21 protein-coding genes and 2 pseudogenes are annotated in these 19,295 nt (G+C 37.6%); 12 read left to right on the forward strand and 11 right to left on the reverse strand.

Going from position 1 to position 19,295, the window contains the following annotated elements:
* Positions 1-139: 139 nt before the first annotated feature.
* Complete coding sequence (locus B9T24_RS03100; protein WP_086164435.1) at positions 140-1,153, reverse strand: hypothetical protein; 1,014 nt, start codon at positions 1,151-1,153, stop codon at positions 140-142.
* A 109-nt stretch (positions 1,154-1,262) separates the two neighbouring features.
* Here B9T24_RS03100 and B9T24_RS03105 point away from each other — a divergent pair, with 109 nt between their 5' ends.
* Complete coding sequence (locus B9T24_RS03105) at positions 1,263-2,147, forward strand: competence protein CoiA family protein (protein WP_228145686.1); 885 nt, start codon at positions 1,263-1,265, stop codon at positions 2,145-2,147.
* Between the two features lie 63 nt (positions 2,148-2,210).
* Here the strand turns inward: B9T24_RS03105 and B9T24_RS03110 are convergent.
* A pseudogene (locus B9T24_RS03110) lies at positions 2,211-2,495 on the reverse strand (type I restriction endonuclease subunit R, EcoR124 family); the annotation flags it as partial.
* Between the two features lie 231 nt (positions 2,496-2,726).
* Between B9T24_RS03110 and B9T24_RS03115 the strand changes: the two are divergent.
* Entirely contained in the window at positions 2,727-2,888 is a 162-nt protein-coding gene (locus B9T24_RS03115) for a YhfG family protein (protein ID WP_086164437.1), read from the forward strand.
* A gap of 12 nt (positions 2,889-2,900) precedes the next feature.
* Entirely contained in the window at positions 2,901-3,497 is a 597-nt protein-coding gene (locus B9T24_RS03120) for a putative adenosine monophosphate-protein transferase Fic (protein ID WP_086164438.1), read from the forward strand.
* A 29-nt stretch (positions 3,498-3,526) separates the two neighbouring features.
* On the opposite strand, the gene B9T24_RS03125 is transcribed toward B9T24_RS03120, so the two are convergent.
* The 6 genes from B9T24_RS03125 to B9T24_RS03150 form a co-directional block, all read right to left on the reverse strand.
* Positions 3,527-3,754, reverse strand: coding sequence for a helix-turn-helix transcriptional regulator (locus B9T24_RS03125; protein ID WP_086164439.1), 228 nt, complete (start codon positions 3,752-3,754; stop codon positions 3,527-3,529).
* Positions 3,755-3,826: 72 nt separating this feature from the next.
* Positions 3,827-4,720: a hydrolase or metal-binding protein gene (locus B9T24_RS03130; RefSeq protein WP_086164440.1), complete on the reverse strand. Its 894-nt coding sequence runs from the start codon at positions 4,718-4,720 to the stop codon at positions 3,827-3,829.
* Between the two features lie 136 nt (positions 4,721-4,856).
* Positions 4,857-5,909: a YqaJ viral recombinase family protein gene (locus tag B9T24_RS03135; RefSeq protein ID WP_086164441.1), complete on the reverse strand. Its 1,053-nt coding sequence runs from the start codon at positions 5,907-5,909 to the stop codon at positions 4,857-4,859.
* A gap of 164 nt (positions 5,910-6,073) precedes the next feature.
* Complete coding sequence (locus B9T24_RS03140) at positions 6,074-7,114, reverse strand: DUF932 domain-containing protein (RefSeq protein ID WP_086164442.1); 1,041 nt, start codon at positions 7,112-7,114, stop codon at positions 6,074-6,076.
* Between the two features lie 122 nt (positions 7,115-7,236).
* Complete coding sequence (locus B9T24_RS03145) at positions 7,237-8,343, reverse strand: YagK/YfjJ domain-containing protein (RefSeq protein ID WP_228145681.1); 1,107 nt, start codon at positions 8,341-8,343, stop codon at positions 7,237-7,239.
* A gap of 470 nt (positions 8,344-8,813) precedes the next feature.
* Positions 8,814-9,104: a helix-turn-helix transcriptional regulator gene (locus B9T24_RS03150; protein WP_086164443.1), complete on the reverse strand. Its 291-nt coding sequence runs from the start codon at positions 9,102-9,104 to the stop codon at positions 8,814-8,816.
* Positions 9,105-9,811: 707 nt separating this feature from the next.
* Here B9T24_RS03150 and B9T24_RS03155 point away from each other — a divergent pair.
* Positions 9,812-10,315: a hypothetical protein gene (locus tag B9T24_RS03155; RefSeq protein WP_086164444.1), complete on the forward strand. Its 504-nt coding sequence runs from the start codon at positions 9,812-9,814 to the stop codon at positions 10,313-10,315.
* Between the two features lie 48 nt (positions 10,316-10,363).
* Positions 10,364-10,957, forward strand: a complete 594-nt coding sequence (locus B9T24_RS03160; protein WP_086164445.1) for a DUF805 domain-containing protein — start codon at positions 10,364-10,366, stop codon at positions 10,955-10,957.
* A gap of 85 nt (positions 10,958-11,042) precedes the next feature.
* On the opposite strand, the gene B9T24_RS03165 is transcribed toward B9T24_RS03160, so the two are convergent.
* Both B9T24_RS03165 and B9T24_RS03170 read right to left on the reverse strand, forming a co-directional pair.
* Positions 11,043-12,208 (reverse strand): IS3 family transposase gene (locus B9T24_RS03165; RefSeq protein ID WP_143223728.1). Its coding sequence is split into 2 segments (ribosomal slippage): positions 11,043-11,941 and positions 11,941-12,208, totalling 1,167 coding nucleotides; the frame shifts between segments, so codons are not numbered across the junction.
* 66 nt (positions 12,209-12,274) lie between these two features.
* Positions 12,275-12,955 (reverse strand): annotated as a pseudogene (locus B9T24_RS03170) (tyrosine-type recombinase/integrase); the annotation flags it as partial.
* Positions 12,956-13,495: 540 nt separating this feature from the next.
* Between B9T24_RS03170 and B9T24_RS03175 the strand changes: the two are divergent.
* The 6 genes from B9T24_RS03175 (at position 13,496) to B9T24_RS03200 (ending at position 16,534) form a co-directional block, all read left to right on the forward strand.
* A complete protein-coding gene (locus tag B9T24_RS03175; protein ID WP_086164446.1) occupies positions 13,496-14,185 on the forward strand; it encodes a hypothetical protein in 690 nt (229 codons plus the stop codon).
* Positions 14,186-14,371: 186 nt separating this feature from the next.
* Positions 14,372-14,707, forward strand: a complete 336-nt coding sequence (locus B9T24_RS03180) for a hypothetical protein (RefSeq protein WP_086164447.1) — start codon at positions 14,372-14,374, stop codon at positions 14,705-14,707.
* A gap of 32 nt (positions 14,708-14,739) precedes the next feature.
* Positions 14,740-15,297: a hypothetical protein gene (locus B9T24_RS03185; RefSeq protein ID WP_086164448.1), complete on the forward strand. Its 558-nt coding sequence runs from the start codon at positions 14,740-14,742 to the stop codon at positions 15,295-15,297.
* Positions 15,298-15,375: 78 nt separating this feature from the next.
* Positions 15,376-15,639 carry a hypothetical protein gene (locus B9T24_RS03190; RefSeq protein WP_086164449.1) on the forward strand — a complete coding sequence of 88 codons (264 nt, stop codon included), beginning with the start codon at positions 15,376-15,378 and terminating at the stop codon, positions 15,637-15,639.
* A 233-nt stretch (positions 15,640-15,872) separates the two neighbouring features.
* Positions 15,873-16,055: a hypothetical protein gene (locus B9T24_RS03195; protein WP_086164450.1), complete on the forward strand. Its 183-nt coding sequence runs from the start codon at positions 15,873-15,875 to the stop codon at positions 16,053-16,055.
* Between the two features lie 8 nt (positions 16,056-16,063).
* Positions 16,064-16,534: a hypothetical protein gene (locus tag B9T24_RS03200; RefSeq protein ID WP_086164451.1), complete on the forward strand. Its 471-nt coding sequence runs from the start codon at positions 16,064-16,066 to the stop codon at positions 16,532-16,534.
* A gap of 239 nt (positions 16,535-16,773) precedes the next feature.
* On the opposite strand, the gene B9T24_RS03205 is transcribed toward B9T24_RS03200, so the two are convergent.
* Positions 16,774-16,998, reverse strand: coding sequence for a hypothetical protein (locus B9T24_RS03205; RefSeq protein WP_086164452.1), 225 nt, complete (start codon positions 16,996-16,998; stop codon positions 16,774-16,776).
* Positions 16,999-17,611: 613 nt separating this feature from the next.
* On the opposite strand from B9T24_RS03205, the gene B9T24_RS03215 reads away from it, so the two are divergent.
* Entirely contained in the window at positions 17,612-18,991 is a 1,380-nt protein-coding gene (locus tag B9T24_RS03215; protein WP_086164453.1) for a hypothetical protein, read from the forward strand.
* Positions 18,992-19,295: the final 304 nt, after the last annotated feature.

Raw genomic sequence — 19,295 nt, forward strand, 5'->3', positions numbered from 1 at the left:
TAAATATCTTTGGAGAGTATAATTTCTTGGAGATGGTGTCAGTTGAACCAACACCATAATTACTTGAATTATATCAATTTTACCAATTTAATCAAAACAATATGACCCAAGCTAGACCCAATTAACGTATTCCAACAGTTTATATAGAAATTTGTCTGCCCTTCATCGTTACTCGATCAAAGCTATATACATGAGCAAATGGGCTTTCAACACAACGTCCAACTAAAGGTGCATCTTGATATGGTTTGCCTTCCCTTAAAACAATATCGGCCGTACAAATTGGGCAAGTCGCGGTAAATTTGGTAAAGCGTGTAATCTGGTTTCGATCTTTATCTCGATACATCTCTATTTCAGCATCTAATTCAGATAAAGCTAAAAATACGGTCGGAGCTTTAATTACTCGATGTTCTGGTAAATTCCAAATAGGAATAAACTGATATCTCCATAATAGCCATGTAAAACCGACAACACCGAATAAAAGCAACAAATTAAATGATGTAAAGCTTTGTCCTTCTCGAACAAGTATTAGACCTACTGCAATCAAATATAATAACCAAAAAATCACCGATGCAAAGATCAACGTAATGAGTACCAATCCTTTCCAACTTTTATTCTTCATTTCCCCATGCTTAAAAAATAGTTTGTAAAATAAAGAAATTTTAATTGTCGAGGGATCTTTACGATGATATTCCACTTGATCCGTATAGTTGATCTCATTAAGTCCATCTAAATTTTGGTCTACTGAGAAGCCTGAAGCATCTTCCTGTTTTTCTTCGATATCAAGCCAATAAAGTTTTTCATTACCTTTTCCCCCTCTGGTTTCATTGCTCCGAATCACAGGACAATAATCTAAATCCTGAAATGGTTTATGCTCCGCCTGAATAATATTATTCAGCACAATACTCAGCTTTTTATCATCAATCCACTTTTGTAATTCCTTTGGATCAATTTCATCGGCAGCTTGAGCACTCCCCTCATAGCGAGCTTTAAGCTTCCAACGGGTAAAGGTCACTTTTTCCCAATTACCATTCTGAAGTGCTTCGATTGAGTCAGCACACATGACCTTCAAACACTCATATGCCTTACCTGTGCGTAGAAAATCAGCCAGTTCATGTTCTAGTTTTTTAAAAACTTGTAATTTATTATCAGTCACTTATACCCCCACATAGCCGTATCCCACCCCTAAATACGGTGTTAGAGCGATTAAACCACAAGCATCATGAGGGAGTAAATTAACTTTCTTAAGGAATAATAAAGTGACTATGTTTATTGCTTTAAACGAAAATAAAAATTTGATTCATATTACGGATGCAGTTCGCGGACTTGCTTGTAACTGTATCTGTTTTGAATGTGGTGAAACTGTTTTAGCCCGCAAAGGTAACATCAAAGAACATCACTTTGCCCATGCCAACAATCAAGATAGTTGTACAATTCACCCTGAAAGCGTGCTGCATAAATATGCCAAGCAAGTGGTTATTGACGCTATGGGTATAACATTGCCCAAAGTACCGATGTCAGATGTCGATGCAACTTGGTGGGCTTTTGAGCAGATTATTCCTGAGTTTCACCTTGGCTTAATTCGTCCTGATTTGGCTTGCTACATTGATGGTGAACCCATTTTTATAGAAATTGCTGTTACACATTTTCTTGATGCAGAAAAATTAAAAATTATTAAAACAATGAATGTTAAAACAATTGAAATCGATTTATCAGGATTACTTAAATCAGATATGCTTATTCCAAGCAATGAGGCGAAAAAACTCATTCTTGAAGGTTTGGAGCATAAAACATGGTTATATCCTGAAGTACCAAAAGCCCAAATTATTGACTCAATATCAGATCAACATTCGCTTGTGGAGCTAAAATCTACTCCATTACTCAAACTCACTGAAAATTCCACAGCAACTGTATGGGAAGACTACCAATTTACAATTAATGGAATATGGGTACATGCACGTAAGTTTTCTGGCGGAATGCTGTCAGTCAATTGCACCTACAACCCCGAACTGATTGCAGTATTTAAACAATGGCGTAATGAAGGTGGCGGTCGCTACAATACAAAATACAAGTCTTGGAATTATTGGCAGCCATTTTCTGAAACGGTATTAGCACGATTACAACAAATGCATTTTATTAATAAAAATTAGGAGCCATTTGGCTCTTAATTTTTAATATGTTCATTTAGAAGAGGGTTAGGCTTAATAAACGAGCTACAACCCCACATAAAACTTCTCAATCAACTGTCGTGTCTTCACCAACAAATTGGTAAATACATTATCCCGTTCAAATAACCTCACTTTGTAATTAGGCAACTCTTTCAACTCTTCTTTTCGAGGTAATCGCTTCGTAAACTCGTAATTATCCAAAACAACTTTCATTTGCTCAGATTTAAGGTTTTCCTCTTCACAGAGCTATTGATATGCCTGTTCTTTTTCTGCATCCCAAAATTCAGCAAAAGCATCTTGAACATTCTGCCCATTAATCATCTTAGGCATGCAGCTGCACTTGCGTCATTATTTTGAAATCCGAAAATTAAAGATAAAGCGTGACTAGTTTACCGAAAATTAAAGATTTTTCATCTAAAAATATGTGGTTAAAGACATGACTTGTCGCAGTCACACTTTAAACGCAACAACGTTTTCATTCATTAAATTTCCATTGCTATCATTTGGTATAAATCAAATCTGATATACTGATTAAAATTTTCTGACTTAAGGAGCCTAAACGTGCTTAAGACAATTGAACAGAAAAAAATATATATTCAAGCAACACGGCTACAGAATTATCGGGCTAGCCTAAAACTTGAAGGACTTTCTCCTGCAACACCCCCTTCAAATTTAAGCAAAGACCAAATTATACAAAAATATAAAAAGCTTTCAGAATCATAATTCGGTGATTTGATGGATAAATATGGTGAAATGGGAGACAGCCTGTACTGTTATCCAAACTCAAATACTCTCAAAAACAAACTGCATATCCAAGATGAAAAAATTTTGGAGCAAGCCGAATTAGAGCTAACTGAATATGCCAGCTTACTCATTGAATATGCTGAGCCACCATACGATCTCCAATACCTCAAAAATATACACTTCTCATTATTTTCAGACCTTTATGAATGGGCTGGTAAGCTTCGACAGGTTGACATCTCCAAAGGTGAAACACGCTTTTGTACCTTTAGCCGTATTGAAGTTGAAGCCAATAAGCTTTTTAAACAACTTCAATCTCAAAATTATTTTCAATATCTTGAACAGCAACAGCTCATTATTCAGCTTGCTGACCTCTATTGCGAACTAAATGTCATACATCCATTCCGTGAAGGTAATGGACGTACACAACGTATTTTCTTTGAACACCTTCTCGCCTCTTGTGGTTATGGTGTTGATTGGTCTCAAATCGAATCTCAAGAGCGCTGGATTCAAGCAAATATTGAAGGATTTTACGGGCACTTAGATGGATTAGTCCAAATCTTTAACGAATGTATAGTCATTCCCCAATAAAAAATAAGGGAGCCGAAACTCCCATCTTGTTAGCGAGTAGCCAACTTAGCCTCAATCCATTGATTGATTTCCCAAGCTGACCAACCAATCCTGTTTTGAGTAATTTTAACTCTCTTTGGAAAAGTTGGATCATAGTACGGTGAAAACTCGTCCATCATTTCATAAATGGTTGATCTACCAACACCAACAAACTTAATAACTTCTTTGATACTAATCAGCTGATTCATTTGAAAAGTTTCACCAACAAACGCATTCATGATGTTTACTCCTGATCATTGATGCGAGCGGTATTCGCTCAGATGATAGGGCTTCGACATAAAATTTTACATTTAGGATTTCACAGCCCTGACACTCCGCTTCAATTCATGTTGAATATTCTGAACATTCGGTAAATCATGAACGTGATCTTGTTGATTTCCCTCTTTATCATAAAACTCATCAACGACATCTACACCCTCCTCAGAATTCATCTCAAACTTCGCATTACCATATCCCTGTCTTGCAACATGATCTAAAGCTTCTTGATAAAACCCTGCGACCTTACTCTCTTCATCTATCTGCTTAGCTTGAACAATCGCATCATTCAAGCTAATACCTTCTCGTAAAGTGAGATCCACGTAATAGACTGGGGTTCGATAGCTTTGAGTGGTGCTCTTTCCTCGAAGCGTTAGTTGTAATGGCAAACATGAAAGCAGCCCATTCGAAGCCGCATGGTAATAAGCCAAGCGTGCAGCTAAAGTTCGGATACTGTTAAAACCTGTGGTTCTAAAAATAAACGTCCCCAATTCATCTGATTCATCTAAATTGACATGCAATCGCCCATAATGTTTACAGTTTCCGCCCTGAGCCAGTGGACATAAATCAGGCGATGGGCATGGATGTTGCTCTACCCCTTGTTGGGTTAAGCGCTGGCAAGTTTCACCATTGCCTACACAGACTGGTCGACCTGTCTGTCGATCAAACAAACTGTACTCAGCTCGTAAATTCAGTTCAGGATCATTAAAGATCATCCGCACGGGGATGGTTCTGAGTTTTTGATTCGGTGCTTTGGCACGAAGCTGTTCATCTAAAGGATGTTTGATCCAGCCATCCTTACTTTGGATTTGACTGGTAATGGTAAATTGATCATCTTTTTCAGGCAGACGCTTGCCGTTCTTCTCCACCATCTTGCCGATACTGATTCTGCCCAATATGGGTGGGGTAATTGCGAGACCTTTAATCATGGGGTTTCCTCTCATGTTGATTGATGTTTGGTTTGAAATTAAAAAATCGAATACATAAAAAATCCCATGCTGTTTGGCATAGGATCGTTATGACGTTAAATCGCTTTGCAGTTAAATGACTTGAGCTAAGTTCACTTTAGTCATCATCTGTATAGATGTTAAAACGCCGTGTGCCCGGTTTGCTTTGTGGGAATTGCGTCAACATTTCAGGATGTAATTTGAGTAAAGCTTTACTGTCTAGGCTGATTGAGTCCTTAGACTTTTTCCACGTCACTGACCCTGCTTGAAATACCGCACGTTCGGCCTGTTGCATCTTGGCTTGCAGCTGATGCTTGAGTTGATCGAATTGCTGTTGCTGCTTTTCAATCTGGTTACGCGCTTGAATCAGTTGTGCAAACTGTTGATTGGCAGTTTCATCTTCCGATAAATCCGTGGTACTGAGGGGTACATGTTCTGGATACAGTTGTTGTAAGGCTTTCGCTGCTGAACGACTTGCATCTGCATCGGGTGGAATATCCTTTTCTACACATTCCCAGAAGTAACGCTCGGCATTGACGATATGTTGAATCACCGATTCTGAACGTGTGACTTTGAAGATCCGCGTTTCATGTCCACAGAGTAAGACACAGATATGCACAGCTTGCTTGCCTGTCACTGCCAATTGATGTTGAACTTGGCAGAGCACGTATAAAGGCACGCCATCGCGCCACAGCTTAGTGCCATATTCCCCTGCTGTTTTACATTCCAGAATTTGTACTTCAGCATTTCCCACCACGGAATAATCTAAGTTGGCGAGCATAAAGTGTTTATCCGCATCTCTATGTTGCAGTACGGCATTGACCCGTCTGACTTTATGCTTGGTGTGCATGCTGTAGTACTGTGCTACCAATGGTTCCAGCTGCTTGCCCCAATACAATGGTGCATGGCCTTCACTTTCATCTTCGATGCTTTGTTTAACCCGGCCTGTTTTAATCATCCACAGTTCCAACATCGACATATACGGATTGAGTCCACACGCAGCGGCACAATCACTGCTACCAATACCTTGTCTACGGATTTCCAGCCATTCGGCTTGACTGAGTTTTCGGGTATCGACAAAGCGTTTCGCGCTAAACAGTTTTGGGGCTGTAAAGGGTTGAATATGTGTTTGAATCTTTGCTATGACTGAATTTGAAATGGCAGTATTCATTTTGTATATTCCTGTATTTTATTAAAATTTGGGCATAAAAAAGCTGTGTCCGAAGACACAGCTTTTGATGGAATAACGAAGATAATTTTGTGAGTATGAATGATGGATATATCAGCTTGTACGCTAACTTGATCGGTGGCTTGTACGGTAGAGAGCGCTCAAGCTTAAGTAAGCATTCTTAACACCTGCTCTAAGCCACGTTGCTTCAGTCCTGCCCCTGCACCAAACCATGCTGAATCAAGCCGGTGATCCTGACTCATGGCACGACGTTCATGATCAGCAAATTCCGTAATCGAACAGAGTAAGCCATAGGCGGTATCTTTGACTGAACTGAGTTCCGCTCCGCGGCCATGCCCATTAAACATGGTCATGACTTTCGACATCGCACGGCCATTCGGTTCAGTTTTATTGGCTGCGCTATTACTCTGTGCTTGTGCGACATTACGGTAAAACTGAATAATCCCTTCATCCTGTTCTGTAGTGCTTAAGCTGGTGTTGTTAAACACCGCATCAAAATAAGCTGCTGCTTCTTGTTGGCTAACTTTACGTTGACTGAGCTGTTTCATTTCATACATGTGTTCATCCCATGCACGGACTGAAACACCCAATTGTTGTTTTACTTTTTCTGCATCAAACTTGGTACTGTGTGGAACTTTTACCACACCTGCACTTGATGCCTGTCCACGTAAGGCAATGGCTAAAGTGTTATTACATACCACGCGAATGGAAGTAAATTGTGCCGTGGTCGCAAGGGTTCCATCACAGGCAGTCGCTAAGAGAATATAGCCATTACTGACATCCTTACCTTTTAAAGCAGAGGTCTGCCCAGTTTTGGCTAAAGCCCAGAACTTCTTACCACCTTTCAGCACGCCTGCGGTTTCCAGTTCAAAGCCTGATTGTTCAGTCAGATCACGGTAAAACTCTAAAATCTCAAGTGGTTGAACTTCTTGATAACGCTGACTGACCACGGATAAAGGTGCATGGCTATCAGAGCGATATAACACCCGTTGTTCCTCAAATGGCATAATGATGTTTTGCCCACGATCATTTTTAGCCATATAACTGACATCGGACGATTCAATACGCCAGTCCATACCGGCCTGTTGTTCCCAGACTTCAATCGGTTGATTTTGGGTGAGTGGGTTACCTAAGCCATGCCAAGGGGTTTCACCGACATAAGCCATTTGTTCAAGTTGATGTGCCATGAGTGTTCTCCAAATGAGTAAATGTATTCATGGCAATAATATGTATCTGAAATAATCTGCAATGTGCCCATCATAGGCACATTGCAGATTTAATGATGGAATGAGAAGATCAATACAATGCGTTATATCCCCTTACGTCTTGGCCGTCCTAAGTGAGGAATATAGGTTGGCAGTTTGCCTCTGCCAAAAAACCGATTAAACTTTGGGAAGGCCCGCTTTTGGTTTGGATCATCACAGCATTGATTGACTTGATAGCCATAATGTACCAACTTGATGTATTCATCATATTTGGTCAAATATTGGCAGGCGAATTTGAGATCTCTGATCTTAGCTGCATTATGGTAATCCACTCGCCCAATCCCATTGCGCTGATAGTTCTGCATGACCGCATTACAATTAAATGCAACGCCTTCTCCCTCAGTAATCACATCTACCCAATGATTCGCAATGATCTTGCCATGGCTAATACTTTCCTGTACCCGCGAACCATCTAGAAAGATCATCATGTGTAAGTGATAGCCTTTCTTTAGCCCATATTCGAGTTTCCAGATATAACCGACTTGCGCATCCCCATCATGTTTCTCGCGTAAATAACGCAGCAGTACATCCAGATGCTCGCAGATCAGCTCATAGCTCGTATCTGCATTTTCGCTGTAGCCAAAATCAACACGCACTGCAATCAAACGGGAATAATGCAAGATCAGCTGATCGATGTATTCTTCCGCGCTGCATTTCTGACGTGAAGCCCGTTCTTTGGCTCGTTTTAACGCAATCTTATTTTCAGGCAGTCTTATTTGCTCATATATATCAAAGGCGCAATCATTCAACCGATTAGCAAAATAAGGAGAGATATCGGCAGGATCATAAGCTGTACGTGTTAATCGTTCCGCTTCTACGCAATCCATAAATATTCGTAAATGCAAAGGATAGTATTCAAGCGGATAATAACGATCTATCTTTCTCACCACTGAGATCGCATAGAAAAAATCATTGGCCAAATCACGCAGGTTATCGTAAAGCCTCCCTACCTCACTATAACGGAATCTTGATCTGCCTTGTTGATAGCATGGGAAATAATAGTACTCACGGCTATCAAATATATCTCTAAATTTTTTAAAGCTTGCAATCTCTGTAACCACTCGTTTGATGATCATCAGGTCATGAGACCATTGTTCATAGTCCTGTTGTGACAGCTGTTTGAGTAAATCTTGTTTATTTAAATTAATCATAGGAACTCTCGTTAAAGATTGAGCGCCCTGTCACCTCTATTGTTCTATCTATCCACTACCGCCAAATCGCAGACATGACTGTGCCTTCAGATGCACCTAGGCATCTGTTGATTAAATATTCAAAGGGATTCAGTCATGGATTGAACAAGTACAGATATCTTGTATTCATCGCTCAGGCGATAAGGAAAGAAGTATGAGAATTGAATCTCTAGATTCCTTGACATGGTTTTATCTTTGATCATGCATAACCTGTTCAAGGTACACCTTGATTCAATCAGCATTCTGATCTAGATCATGTGTAGGATAGGTTCATATATAAATTATATAAGTACCAGAATGTTTTAGGTATTTTATTCAACCCATAAATCTTTTAAGAATTTTGCTCAATGATAGAGATGATAAGGCTTTGCTCAGGGTTGTTTGGTTTTAAAATCAGGGGGGAAATCAAGCGTTGAATTATGCGTCTGCACTCAACTTAACAGTGGGCGACTTCTTTCCTCGATTCGCTGTTTAATCCACGCTTGAATTTCTGATTCAACCCATCCAACCGCACCGATCTTAAGCATTGCACCTAACTTGATTGATTTTGGAAAGCTGGCATCGTAACGTTTCGACTTTGGATTCAATCGGTCGTAAATCGTCGAACGTGATAAACCTGTTAGCTCTATAACGTGTTTAAGACGGATAATTCTCTCATTTGGCTGTACAGCCAATTCTGTTGCTGTAGGCTCTATATTATGTGCGGTAACTAGACTGTTCATGTCACTTCTCCAATGAAATGGGATTGTTGTTAAGGAGCAAGAACACCAATAGAAATTCACTGGATGATGACCGTGATTTTCTGTGAAGCATGCTCTTACATAACAGCTAGGCGCCGCATCATTTTTTCTATTCAAAACAGAAATTGACTCACGCCAACTGACTGTAAATGGATTGAATTTCCTCATTGTCTATATTTTGCAGGATCAGTAATTTCAATCTTTTGATACGCTTGACACTGATGTATATCAAACCTTATCCTGTGCAGGCTGACCCTCATGGTCAGTCGGTTTTAGCAGACCGTTTAGCCATACACTAAAAAGTTTATCTTTTTGGTGGGTATCCCTGCGTGCCCCCTCTGCGGCGGAACGGGAGGGGGACACCTTCGGGTGTGCTGATCCTTTGGCTATCAGTCTGCTAACCCCTTTTCGTTTCGCCACCATTATTTAGCAGTAATGTGGTGAAACTTCTTTCATAGCCAAAGGAGTCATAACCATGACTAAATTCATTTCTGATTCAAAGTATTTACTACATTCCCACCATAGCCGTGTTTGTAAACCCAATACAGCTTCGCCCTGCTTAACCTTGCTTTCAGTCTCATTCTAATCAACTGAAATCAATTTAATAACTCAACCAAAGCCATCAGAAGACGAAGCGACTTTACTCGTCTCGATCTTTGACGGCTCTAAAAAAGTTATCGGGGGAAATCATGAAAAAAATAACAGTGACTTTATTTATGGCCGTATTGCTCTCGGCCTGCCATCAAGATCCTCAATCCACTGCCAAGCAGCCATCTCAAGACAGTGAGCAGACGGCCCCTGTTCAAGATATTGCAAGTCAGGATATTTCTGAAGTCACGACTGAAGATATCCCTGCTGAACCAGAGACGGCTAGCGACGAGTTCATACAAAGCACTGATGAGCCGCCTGTCGAACTTCATCTGAGTGAGCAATTCAATGAACATGCCGCAAAAATGGGAAACGGCAATTACCTACAGCTAGATGTTAGCGCAATTGCTGACCAAGTCACTATTCTCAATGTGACCGTTAATCGGGGCAACACCTGTGCACCGCGCTTCTGGTATCGGAGCTGGCCTGGACATGGTTCATTGCAATTCGGGCAAGCTGTGCGTGCCCATATCACCTGTGATTTCCATGCCGTTAAAGAAATCAATGTAGAAACAGACACAGGAGTCTACACCTTTAACTTTTAACTTCTGCGCCTACTCAACAACAGATAAATCACACAACAGGGTGAACTTATGCAAGGCAAGATTCTAGATTTTTCAATTCAAACTAATTCGGGGATTATTTCTGGCAACGACCAGAAACGCTATGCATTCATAGGCAGTGAATGGAAAGAACAGCGCCCACCTCAACGCGGAATGGCGGTCGATTTTGATATTGATGCTGAGGCGAATGCGATCGGCATCTATACAGCCCTACCCCACGCTTCAAGTTCAAATAACATCATTCAGCAACTGCATGAAAAAAATGCAGCGCAGGACAGCCCTTTTGACTGGTTTTTAAAGTGCATGAAAAACTATGTCAATTTTAATGGCCGAGCAAGACGACAAGAATACTGGTATTTCATTTTATTCTACTTAATTGGTGCCATAACCACGATGGGCTTAGATTATATCTTTGGCACAGAGGTACTGTTTTATGCCCTGTACTTAATCGGGATGGCCTTGCCTCAAACGGGAGTATCCGTCAGACGACTGCATGACACGGGGAAATCTGGTTGGTGGTATTTAATCAGTCTCGTTCCGATTATAGGCATCATTCTATTAATCATCTGGTTTGTAAAAGAAGGCGACTCTCACAACAACCTATATGGTCAGCCCGTCAAATAATAAAGGAAACTAAAATATGCCGATTATTCTGCTTTGGCTGGTTTGATGTGTGCTGAAATTGCAGGAGACTTCCACTTGGGAGATTCTAGGCAGCCGACTTATAAAAACTCTCTGCCATTTGATTCGGTGTCTTAAAATCCAGACCTTTCTGAATTCTACTTTGATTATAAAATAGCTCTACGTATTTTGTAATATCTGCTTTTGCTTCCTCCCTAGTTTTATAACTACGATGATGAATCAATTCATTTTTGAGTATGCCCCAAAAACTCTCAATCGGTGCATTATCATAACAGTCTCCTTTTTTACTCATCGAACCCTGAAATTCATATTTTTCAAGTATATTGCGATATTCATGACTGCAATATTGACTGCCTCTGTCAGAGTGAACAATTAAGTTTTGAGGTGGTTTGTGATTGCGAATAGCCATACTGAGTGCATTGCAAACAAGCTGTGTCGTCATCCGATCACTTAAACTATAGCCAACTACTTGTTTGGTACAGAGATCTTTTAAAGCAGCCAGATACAGCCATCCTTCAGCAGTCCAAATATAGGTAATGTCACTTACCCATGCTTGGTTTGGGTGATTTATTTTAAAGTTTTGCTCTAATAAATTATTGTAAATACTACGATTGTGATCACTATTCGTCGTTCTTTTAAAGCGCTTATGACGCTTACAATACAATTGATTTAGCTTTTTAATACAACGGACTGCATACTCACTGACTTTTATCCCTTGTGATTGTAAATGTTTAGTTAAACGAATATAGCCATAACTTTCATTGGTTTCCTGATGCGCTATTTTGACCAATATCGTCTGTTGATTCCTTTGTATAACTCTTTTGCTTAAACCTTGCTTCAACCAGTCATAAAAGCGTGATACTGAAACGTCGAGCAAGTGAGCCATCATGACAACTGGATATGTATTTCTGTGTTGTTTCATATATGCGTACCTTACTGGCTTTCTTTGGCAAAGTACGCCGCTGCTTTTTTTAGGAATTCTCTTTCCATTTCAGTAATTTTGAGCTGTTGTTTTAGTTTTTTATTTTCTTCAAGCAGAGCAACTAGATCAGGCGAATATTGTTTTGTACCCACCAATGTTCCTGCTTTGGCTTTATTGTACCAATTTGAAAGGGTTTGCATTGAAATGCCAAGTTGTCTTGCTGTTTCTGAGACATTACCATTATTGGACTCAATAGTTTTGATCGCTTCAGCCTTAAATTCAGCTGTATAATTTTTTTGCTTTTTGCTCATGGTAAACTCCTAATGAGTATCTATAGTTTACCAAGTTAAAGCCTACGTTTTTTTCAGCACACATCACACGCCTGTCAGCATAATTAAGATAATGGCATGATGGGTCTGTGCATCACTTGGGTAATCTCTGACTTTTCTTAAAAATTCAGGCATCTCTGAAGCAGGTAACGATGCCAAATTTTTTACACGCTTATTTTTCAGCGCATAAACCAAATCACCCGCAGGATTATCGTAACGATATCCATGAGCTATGGCATATTTCATGACCATCCCACAACGAGACAAAGTACGTTTAGCCACTTCAAGTGAGCCTCGTGCCTCAATCTTTTTTATGATCTGCAAAATTTCAGGTGCTTGAATTTGGTTAATAGGTTTATTAGCAAGAATAATATAAAGCTCATCTAAAGAAGCTCGAACATTGCTAATGTGTTTAGATGACCATGTTTCTTTTTGATTATTGAACCAATCTTCTGCAACCTCTTGAAAAAAAGGCTGCATCACTTCGGCCTCAACCGTATTTTTGAGTTTATACCTTAGATCAAGAGCCATCTCTCTTGCACGTTTTAGGCTCAGCTCGGGATATACACCTAATGCTTTTGACTTCCTTTGCCCATTTTCCGTATATCGAATAGACCAATATTTTTTCCCATTCGGATCGATTCGCAAAGAGAGACCATTAATATCAGAAAGGCGATACTGTTTTTCTTGAGGCTGTGCTTTTTTACACATCACATCAGTTAGTGACATATTTTTGTCCCACTTAATTAAACTTATTTAGTGGGTCAAATTGTCCCAATATTGACCCACACAAAGCAAAAATAGGGTCAAATCGCTTAGGACAGTATCGGACAATACAGCCAATAAAAAAGCCCTTAAACATTGAGTTTAAGGGCTTTTTTACATTCAGTCGAACAGCTCTGAATTGAATTTTGGTGGGGTGGCGACAATTGAACTCGACTCATAAGTAACTGTTATTTAATTATAAAATTTTAAATTAAAAACAAGGGATACACGTGGGGATACAAATTACTTGCTGCTGGGCCATTTCTTCGGGTTTGGTTGCTATATCGGGAGTACAACTCAAAGTATATTACTCAACACTTATCCCTATTATTATTTAGCCCCCTTACCCTCCACTTAGTCTAGAAAGTGAGGTTTTACACCTACCACACTCTTACATTTTCTGCCTAAGCCCTCTAAACAATATAATAGATTGGTCTTCCCTAAAAATGATAACTAGCAGCTTCGTTACAATGTTGCCAAGTTATTAGATAGGAAGTAGATACGATGAGTGATGTAAATAACGCCGTTGATATAAAAGATTCAGATAAAAATAAGAAGCTAAAAACACCTGAACAAATTGAGAAAGAACTTAAAAAGCTCAAGCGTTATAAAGTTGCAAGTGAAAAGTCATTTCTTTACTCACTCCAGAACACAAAACGCTTAGCCGATCTGATTAAAGAACACGGCGGTATCATCAGATACACACCAGATAAAGGCATCAGTATAGATAAGATTAGCTATGAAAAAATGCCTGAGCCAATACAAACTCAATTCAAGTATGGATTAGGAAAACTGGAAAAATACTTCTCTATTTTGTATGAAGCTGATTGCCAAGCACGTGCTTTTAATGCCTATCTGTACCTGTTAGAAATGCAATACCAAAAACATATAATTCTCAACAGTCCAACAAAATATGCAAAGGTCACTTTAACTGAATGGCGTAATTGTGTATCAGAAGTAGTTGCTTTAGATTCTGTGCACCTAGATAGGATAGAAAAGTATTTAATTGATAGCGGTAAATTACTTTATTGCTGGAAAAGAGGTACAAAGTGCTTAACCAGCTCAATGGAAAAAAACGGTGAAAAACTGAATTTAAAAGAAGATTACCGCATCAGTTTTAATGAATGGATGAATACAAATAGAATTGTTTATTTGGAAATGGATGTACTAAAACTAGCGTTCCCATGTAGGTAGTCATTTTTGACTTAACACTAAAAACAAAATCCCTTTTTTTTGATCAAAATGACATTATTTTTGACGTTTAACCACTAAAAAATATTTATATATAATTCATTAACTTAAAGGCAATGGAACTAGTCATTTTTAACGTCAGATTTTAGACCTATTATTTAGTTCGTTTGGCTATGGAATTGACACAGAATGACCACCTCTCCCAATTATAAAAACAGCTGGACACCTGAACGTAGGAGAAAGCAACGTGAACGGATTATGCAAAATAAGCCGTGGCTTAAATCCACCGGACCAACAACAGAAGATGGAAAAAAGGCCTCAAGCCAGAACGCCCGATCTAACTTTGCAAATCTCGCATGTGCAGAGCTGGATCAATTAATGAAAAAACAGGTCAAGCTGTTAAGGAAACTTTCAAATCTAGATTTTGAACAGGATCTACAGGACATTGAAAATGAAATTACGGGAATCAAAACAATTTTAGGATCTGGAACTGCTCGTAAATCACTAAAACAAACTAATAAATAATGACTGCATCATTTATCCATGAGTATTTAAAGATGACTTTTAGCAATCAATCCAAAGCTACTGCTGTAATCCTAAGTGCAGATCTTGCCCTAAAACAAGCCAGCTTAGCGCATCAAGGCATTATCACTGATACAGCAAAGTTACTGCTGTCTACCGCCCACGATCATCAAACCACTGTAGACAACGCATATAGCATTCTATGTGAAGAATATAAACAATTAGAAGAACAGCAAAAACGGCGCAATGATGAAGCTGTCAAAGCTTATGATCATCATATTGCTAAGAATCAAGGAGAGTTGAAGCAAATTAAACAGGATATTGAAAGACTAACAACGGAAGTTTCCTCTTTAGAGAAAGACTTACAGCGCAAGAAAGAAATTCATGGCCAGCAAGAAAAAAGATTAAAGGCAGAAGGCCTTACCCTAGATCAGATTAAGACCATATTGGGCATGGGTGAATCCTTAGATGAAGGTAAAATTTTAGAAGAAATTAAATATAAGAATGAAATCAAAATTCTACTGAATGAACGTACTGATGAGATTTATACAGAAGCACGTTCTGTCAAAGAAACAGTTATCTATACCCAGTAGTGACACTCCACTGTATTGAATAGTTCCCACACCCACATGCAATGATTTTTTGCATGTGGCTCATAAAAGGTTATCAAAGTGACTCCTGCTGAAAAAATTAAAACTGAACTCTCAAATTATCGTTATTACAAAAACAAATTTGGAGAGGCTCATCCTCGGACAATCGATAAATTGTTGGAAATAGCCGATTTAATCCCTAGAGAATGGATAGCTGATAAAGATACAGCATTGAGCAAGTTTGTTGCTTCAGCGCTGCTTATTAGTGATTTACGGAAGAAAGGTCAAAGTAGCAATGAAAATGAAGTGACCGAGATTAGAGCCGATGGATTGCAATTTCTTTAGTGCTTATAAGTCCCTTTGATGGGGCTTGTTCGCAATCCAATGCAATCTATATCTGTCAGTATCTGTGCATATTTTTGTATCTACTAATTGCAAATTATTCTTAAAAGAATAAAATGAGCTAGTAAGGGTGTAACAGTGCAATAACCCTTTTTATCTAGCCCAAATTAATGGGCTTTTTTAGACTCTAAAGAAAAGTAGAGTGCTGTTTTACTCTGCTTATATGGAGAACGACTATGAAAATACATTTTTCAAATGTAAGCCTTTCATCTATTCGTAAAGCTAATCAGAACATGATTGATGGAAAAAAAGCTGATACTTCAAGCCTGCCAGCAAGTGTTCAACAAGATATTTTAAAACGCCGTTACTCCGCAAATGAGATTAACCGTGCTTATGCTCGCACTCTTAGCCGAGATTAAGCATTCATATGAGCAGGCATCAAACTTTCACAAAATTAGTAACCTCCGACACAGACTTTGTCGGAATGGTTGCTTACACAATATATAAAAATGAAAAATTAGACTGGATTGCTCAATTTAAGACACAAAATTCAAATCGAGAGCCAACAGAGGATGAGTTAAAACAATTCAACTTAACCACTGATTCAGATCTGCGTATACAACAATATCGCCAAATGGCTGAAACAAGCGTTAATAACTTTGTTAGTGCAACAATAGTTGATGAGCTAACCCAGTATCAATTGGCTGTTAGAGACGATGCTATTGTTAAGGCTGCTAAAAAAGGCTTTTGGCAAGGAATCGGGGAAAATGTTTTAGCGGGTATTATTGGTGCTGCCATAGTGACCCTTTTTCAACTTGGGATATGGTTGTATCAGGTAAAAGACAATCCTGAGTTTAAAAAACAAGCTACAGATCAAATACAACAAACAGCAAATTAATATAAACAGCCTCCTTCACTGGGGGCTTTTTATTAGCTGATTCAATACAGAAGAATTACTTCCTAATTCGACAAAACCTTTGACATTTTACTGCACTTATACAGCCATAAATTACTGATAATAATCTTAATTATTTTGACATTTTCACTGACAAAAAATATGCATTTAAAATAAAAAAAGCCCTGCTAATAAGCTAGAGCCTTGCTGTAGTATCAGCAAAATTTTGTGCAGACTGAAAGTTATTTGATTTTAAAATAATGTTTTTCTGCGACCATTTGAATTTTGATACCCTTGTAATATCGAATGATTGGATCTGTTTCATCCTTAGTAATTTTTTCTGCAAATCTATCTTCACTCATTAAAGACGTATAAGTCTTATAGCCTACAATTAATAACTCAGGTTGCTTCCCAGCATCAATGAAACTATTAATCTGCTTATTTATATTCTTTAAACTTTTATCCATTTTTAACCCCAGCTAACTTTAAATCTATGTATATCTTCTAATTGTTACAGTAAAATTATTTTGGTGGGCTTATCGCCTCAATTGATTGTTTTTAATGCAATAAAAAACCGCTTATCTCTCTCAACATCAACAGATATGCAGTTCAAACTGTATTACTTTTAAGTTAGGTATTTATTGTTACCTTCAAACAACGCCTTGCATTTAAGTGGACGAGATACGGCGGATACATTCATGGCATAAATTAAATGAAAAAATTAAAGATGAACTTCAAGGAGAGAACCACACAAAAATTAGTACGTGAATTGACCGCTACAGGAATTCCTGTATCCGAAAAAAATCAATAACATTGAAAAATAGCCATAAGCCCATCAAAGGGGCTTATAAGCATCATAGTAATTGCAGTACATCCGCTCTAATCTCTGTCACTTCTTTTTTATTGCCACTTTGGTCTTTCCATTTACATCTACGCAATAAGCCTATACGTAGACCCTTACCGCCTTTCTTAAAGGTACTTGTCTGACGATCTTAAATAAACTTGCAACCATAACTTGCTAAGTACTATTAATACCTTATATTTTTGTTTGAAAATAATATTGTGTAAAGTGTGTGAAATATGATTACCGATAAAATACTTAAAAGTATACGTGATTACTCTTTTGAAGCTCATTGTCCAAAAATTAGAATTTATCAAAAAAATGGAATAGTGCTAAAAGGATACGGCATCATAAAAATTAATGATTATGGTGTTTTTTACATAGAGTTTATTTGCTTAGAAAAAAATAATATTCCAAAATTTAATTGGTCAATAAGACTTCCTGATGATCATTTTGATGAATCTCAGAAAATTTATTTGGAGGCAGTATCTATAGATGGAATTGAATTCCAAGCAGAGGATTTTAAGATTGAACTACATACTTTGTCTATGCATAGATCCTCTGTACATCATATTTTATTAGAAAAAATTAGAACAACTGAGATTACTAAAAATACTAAAGATTATTTTTATATTGAATTTAATCAAACCATCAATATTCCTAGAAACAAAACTAATAGTGTAGTGTCCTCCTTGGGAAGTAAATCTTTTGCATGGAATGAATCCATAATTGACTTTGATCAAGAAAATTTAAAAATTCGTATCGTAGATGATCATGGAAAGACAGGTTTTATTTCTATTGAAGAATGTACAAATCCTGAATTAATGTTGGATTGCGTAACATTTTATTTAGGATTCTGTTCAGGCATTCTATTGCAACCATATTATTCTAACCATATTTCCTCCAATCAAAAAGTTAATACTTTTTATAGTACAAATAAACTTTATCTCCAGAAAAATTATGTTTCTGCGATTGCAAGTAATCTTTCTAATCCAGAGTTTCACGATGGAGAGTATCATTTTAATATTTTGAGAAACTCTATTCGACTATATAAAGAAAACCCAAAACATTTTCTTAGTATATATGCACAATGGCGTAGAGTCTGGATATCGTTCAAATCAGAACAAGATATTACTAACCTAGCATTAACAACCGCAATTGAGGGTTTATTAAACGACATATTCATTCCTATTTATAAACAATCAATAAAAGATGAAGTCTTAGAACATGATATTAAAGAAATTAAAAAAATTATTAAAAACTTAGAAATTGATGGCGTATATAAAGAAAGGCTACAAAATTCAATTTCGTACTTAAAAACTATTACAGCCAATAAAGCATTAGCTTTATTAGTCGACTCTGGAATTTTAAGTAGAAAGGAAACAGAGGCATGGAAAAATCTTAGAAATGAAGTAGCTCATCCAAAAGCTAAAAGTAATAATTTATCAAGTAAATATGAAGAAAAAGAAAATTTCATATCTTGCCTTAATTTATTCAACTCACTTATCTTTCAGACCCTGAATTACAAGGGACCACGAAATTACTTTAGTCCTATTAAAGAAACAGAAATCTACTTATTTAACTCTAAAAATCTTAATGAACAAATTCACAATATTTAATTCTAACATCTGCTTTTCTATTGGTGAATATGTATGTATCTTTTTAAGTGGACATGGTGGACAAAGTGGACGTAGGTCACTATATATATGTTTTTAAATAATTAATTTAGTCCACCTATGTATCAATTTACATCATAAAAAGGTGGACATAAAAAATAGATGAGGTGGACAGAATAGATTGTGTTGAATCGTGTCCACCTTATATCCACCCATTAAAATAGATCTATTGATATAAAGTGGACATACTAATATTTATATATAACAGTATATTAGCTATTAATATTATTCCTATGTCCACCTTGTC

The organism is Acinetobacter sp. ANC 4654 (assembly GCF_002135425.1).
GTDB classification, from domain to species: Bacteria; Pseudomonadota; Gammaproteobacteria; order Pseudomonadales; family Moraxellaceae; genus Acinetobacter; species Acinetobacter kyonggiensis.

What these genes read in the sequence shown, in the direction of transcription:
- B9T24_RS03105 (WP_228145686.1), top strand. Translation starts at nt 1,263, where the DNA reads ATGTTTATTGCTTTAAACGAAAATAAAAATTTGATTCATATTACGGAT.
- B9T24_RS03120 (WP_086164438.1), top strand. Translation starts at nt 2,901, where the DNA reads ATGGATAAATATGGTGAAATGGGAGACAGCCTGTACTGTTATCCAAAC.
- B9T24_RS03125 (WP_086164439.1), bottom strand. Translation starts at nt 3,754, where the DNA reads ATGAATGCGTTTGTTGGTGAAACTTTTCAAATGAATCAGCTGATTAGT.
- B9T24_RS03130 (WP_086164440.1), bottom strand. Translation starts at nt 4,720, where the DNA reads ATGATTAAAGGTCTCGCAATTACCCCACCCATATTGGGCAGAATCAGT.
- B9T24_RS03135 (WP_086164441.1), bottom strand. Translation starts at nt 5,909, where the DNA reads ATGAATACTGCCATTTCAAATTCAGTCATAGCAAAGATTCAAACACAT.
- B9T24_RS03140 (WP_086164442.1), bottom strand. Translation starts at nt 7,114, where the DNA reads ATGGCACATCAACTTGAACAAATGGCTTATGTCGGTGAAACCCCTTGG.
- B9T24_RS03145 (WP_228145681.1), bottom strand. Translation starts at nt 8,343, where the DNA reads ATGATTAATTTAAATAAACAAGATTTACTCAAACAGCTGTCACAACAG.
- B9T24_RS03150 (WP_086164443.1), bottom strand. Translation starts at nt 9,104, where the DNA reads ATGAACAGTCTAGTTACCGCACATAATATAGAGCCTACAGCAACAGAA.
- B9T24_RS03155 (WP_086164444.1), top strand. Translation starts at nt 9,812, where the DNA reads ATGAAAAAAATAACAGTGACTTTATTTATGGCCGTATTGCTCTCGGCC.
- B9T24_RS03160 (WP_086164445.1), top strand. Translation starts at nt 10,364, where the DNA reads ATGCAAGGCAAGATTCTAGATTTTTCAATTCAAACTAATTCGGGGATT.
- B9T24_RS03175 (WP_086164446.1), top strand. Translation starts at nt 13,496, where the DNA reads ATGAGTGATGTAAATAACGCCGTTGATATAAAAGATTCAGATAAAAAT.
- B9T24_RS03180 (WP_086164447.1), top strand. Translation starts at nt 14,372, where the DNA reads ATGACCACCTCTCCCAATTATAAAAACAGCTGGACACCTGAACGTAGG.
- B9T24_RS03185 (WP_086164448.1), top strand. Translation starts at nt 14,740, where the DNA reads ATGACTTTTAGCAATCAATCCAAAGCTACTGCTGTAATCCTAAGTGCA.
- B9T24_RS03195 (WP_086164450.1), top strand. Translation starts at nt 15,873, where the DNA reads ATGAAAATACATTTTTCAAATGTAAGCCTTTCATCTATTCGTAAAGCT.
- B9T24_RS03200 (WP_086164451.1), top strand. Translation starts at nt 16,064, where the DNA reads ATGAGCAGGCATCAAACTTTCACAAAATTAGTAACCTCCGACACAGAC.
- B9T24_RS03205 (WP_086164452.1), bottom strand. Translation starts at nt 16,998, where the DNA reads ATGGATAAAAGTTTAAAGAATATAAATAAGCAGATTAATAGTTTCATT.
- B9T24_RS03215 (WP_086164453.1), top strand. Translation starts at nt 17,612, where the DNA reads ATGATTACCGATAAAATACTTAAAAGTATACGTGATTACTCTTTTGAA.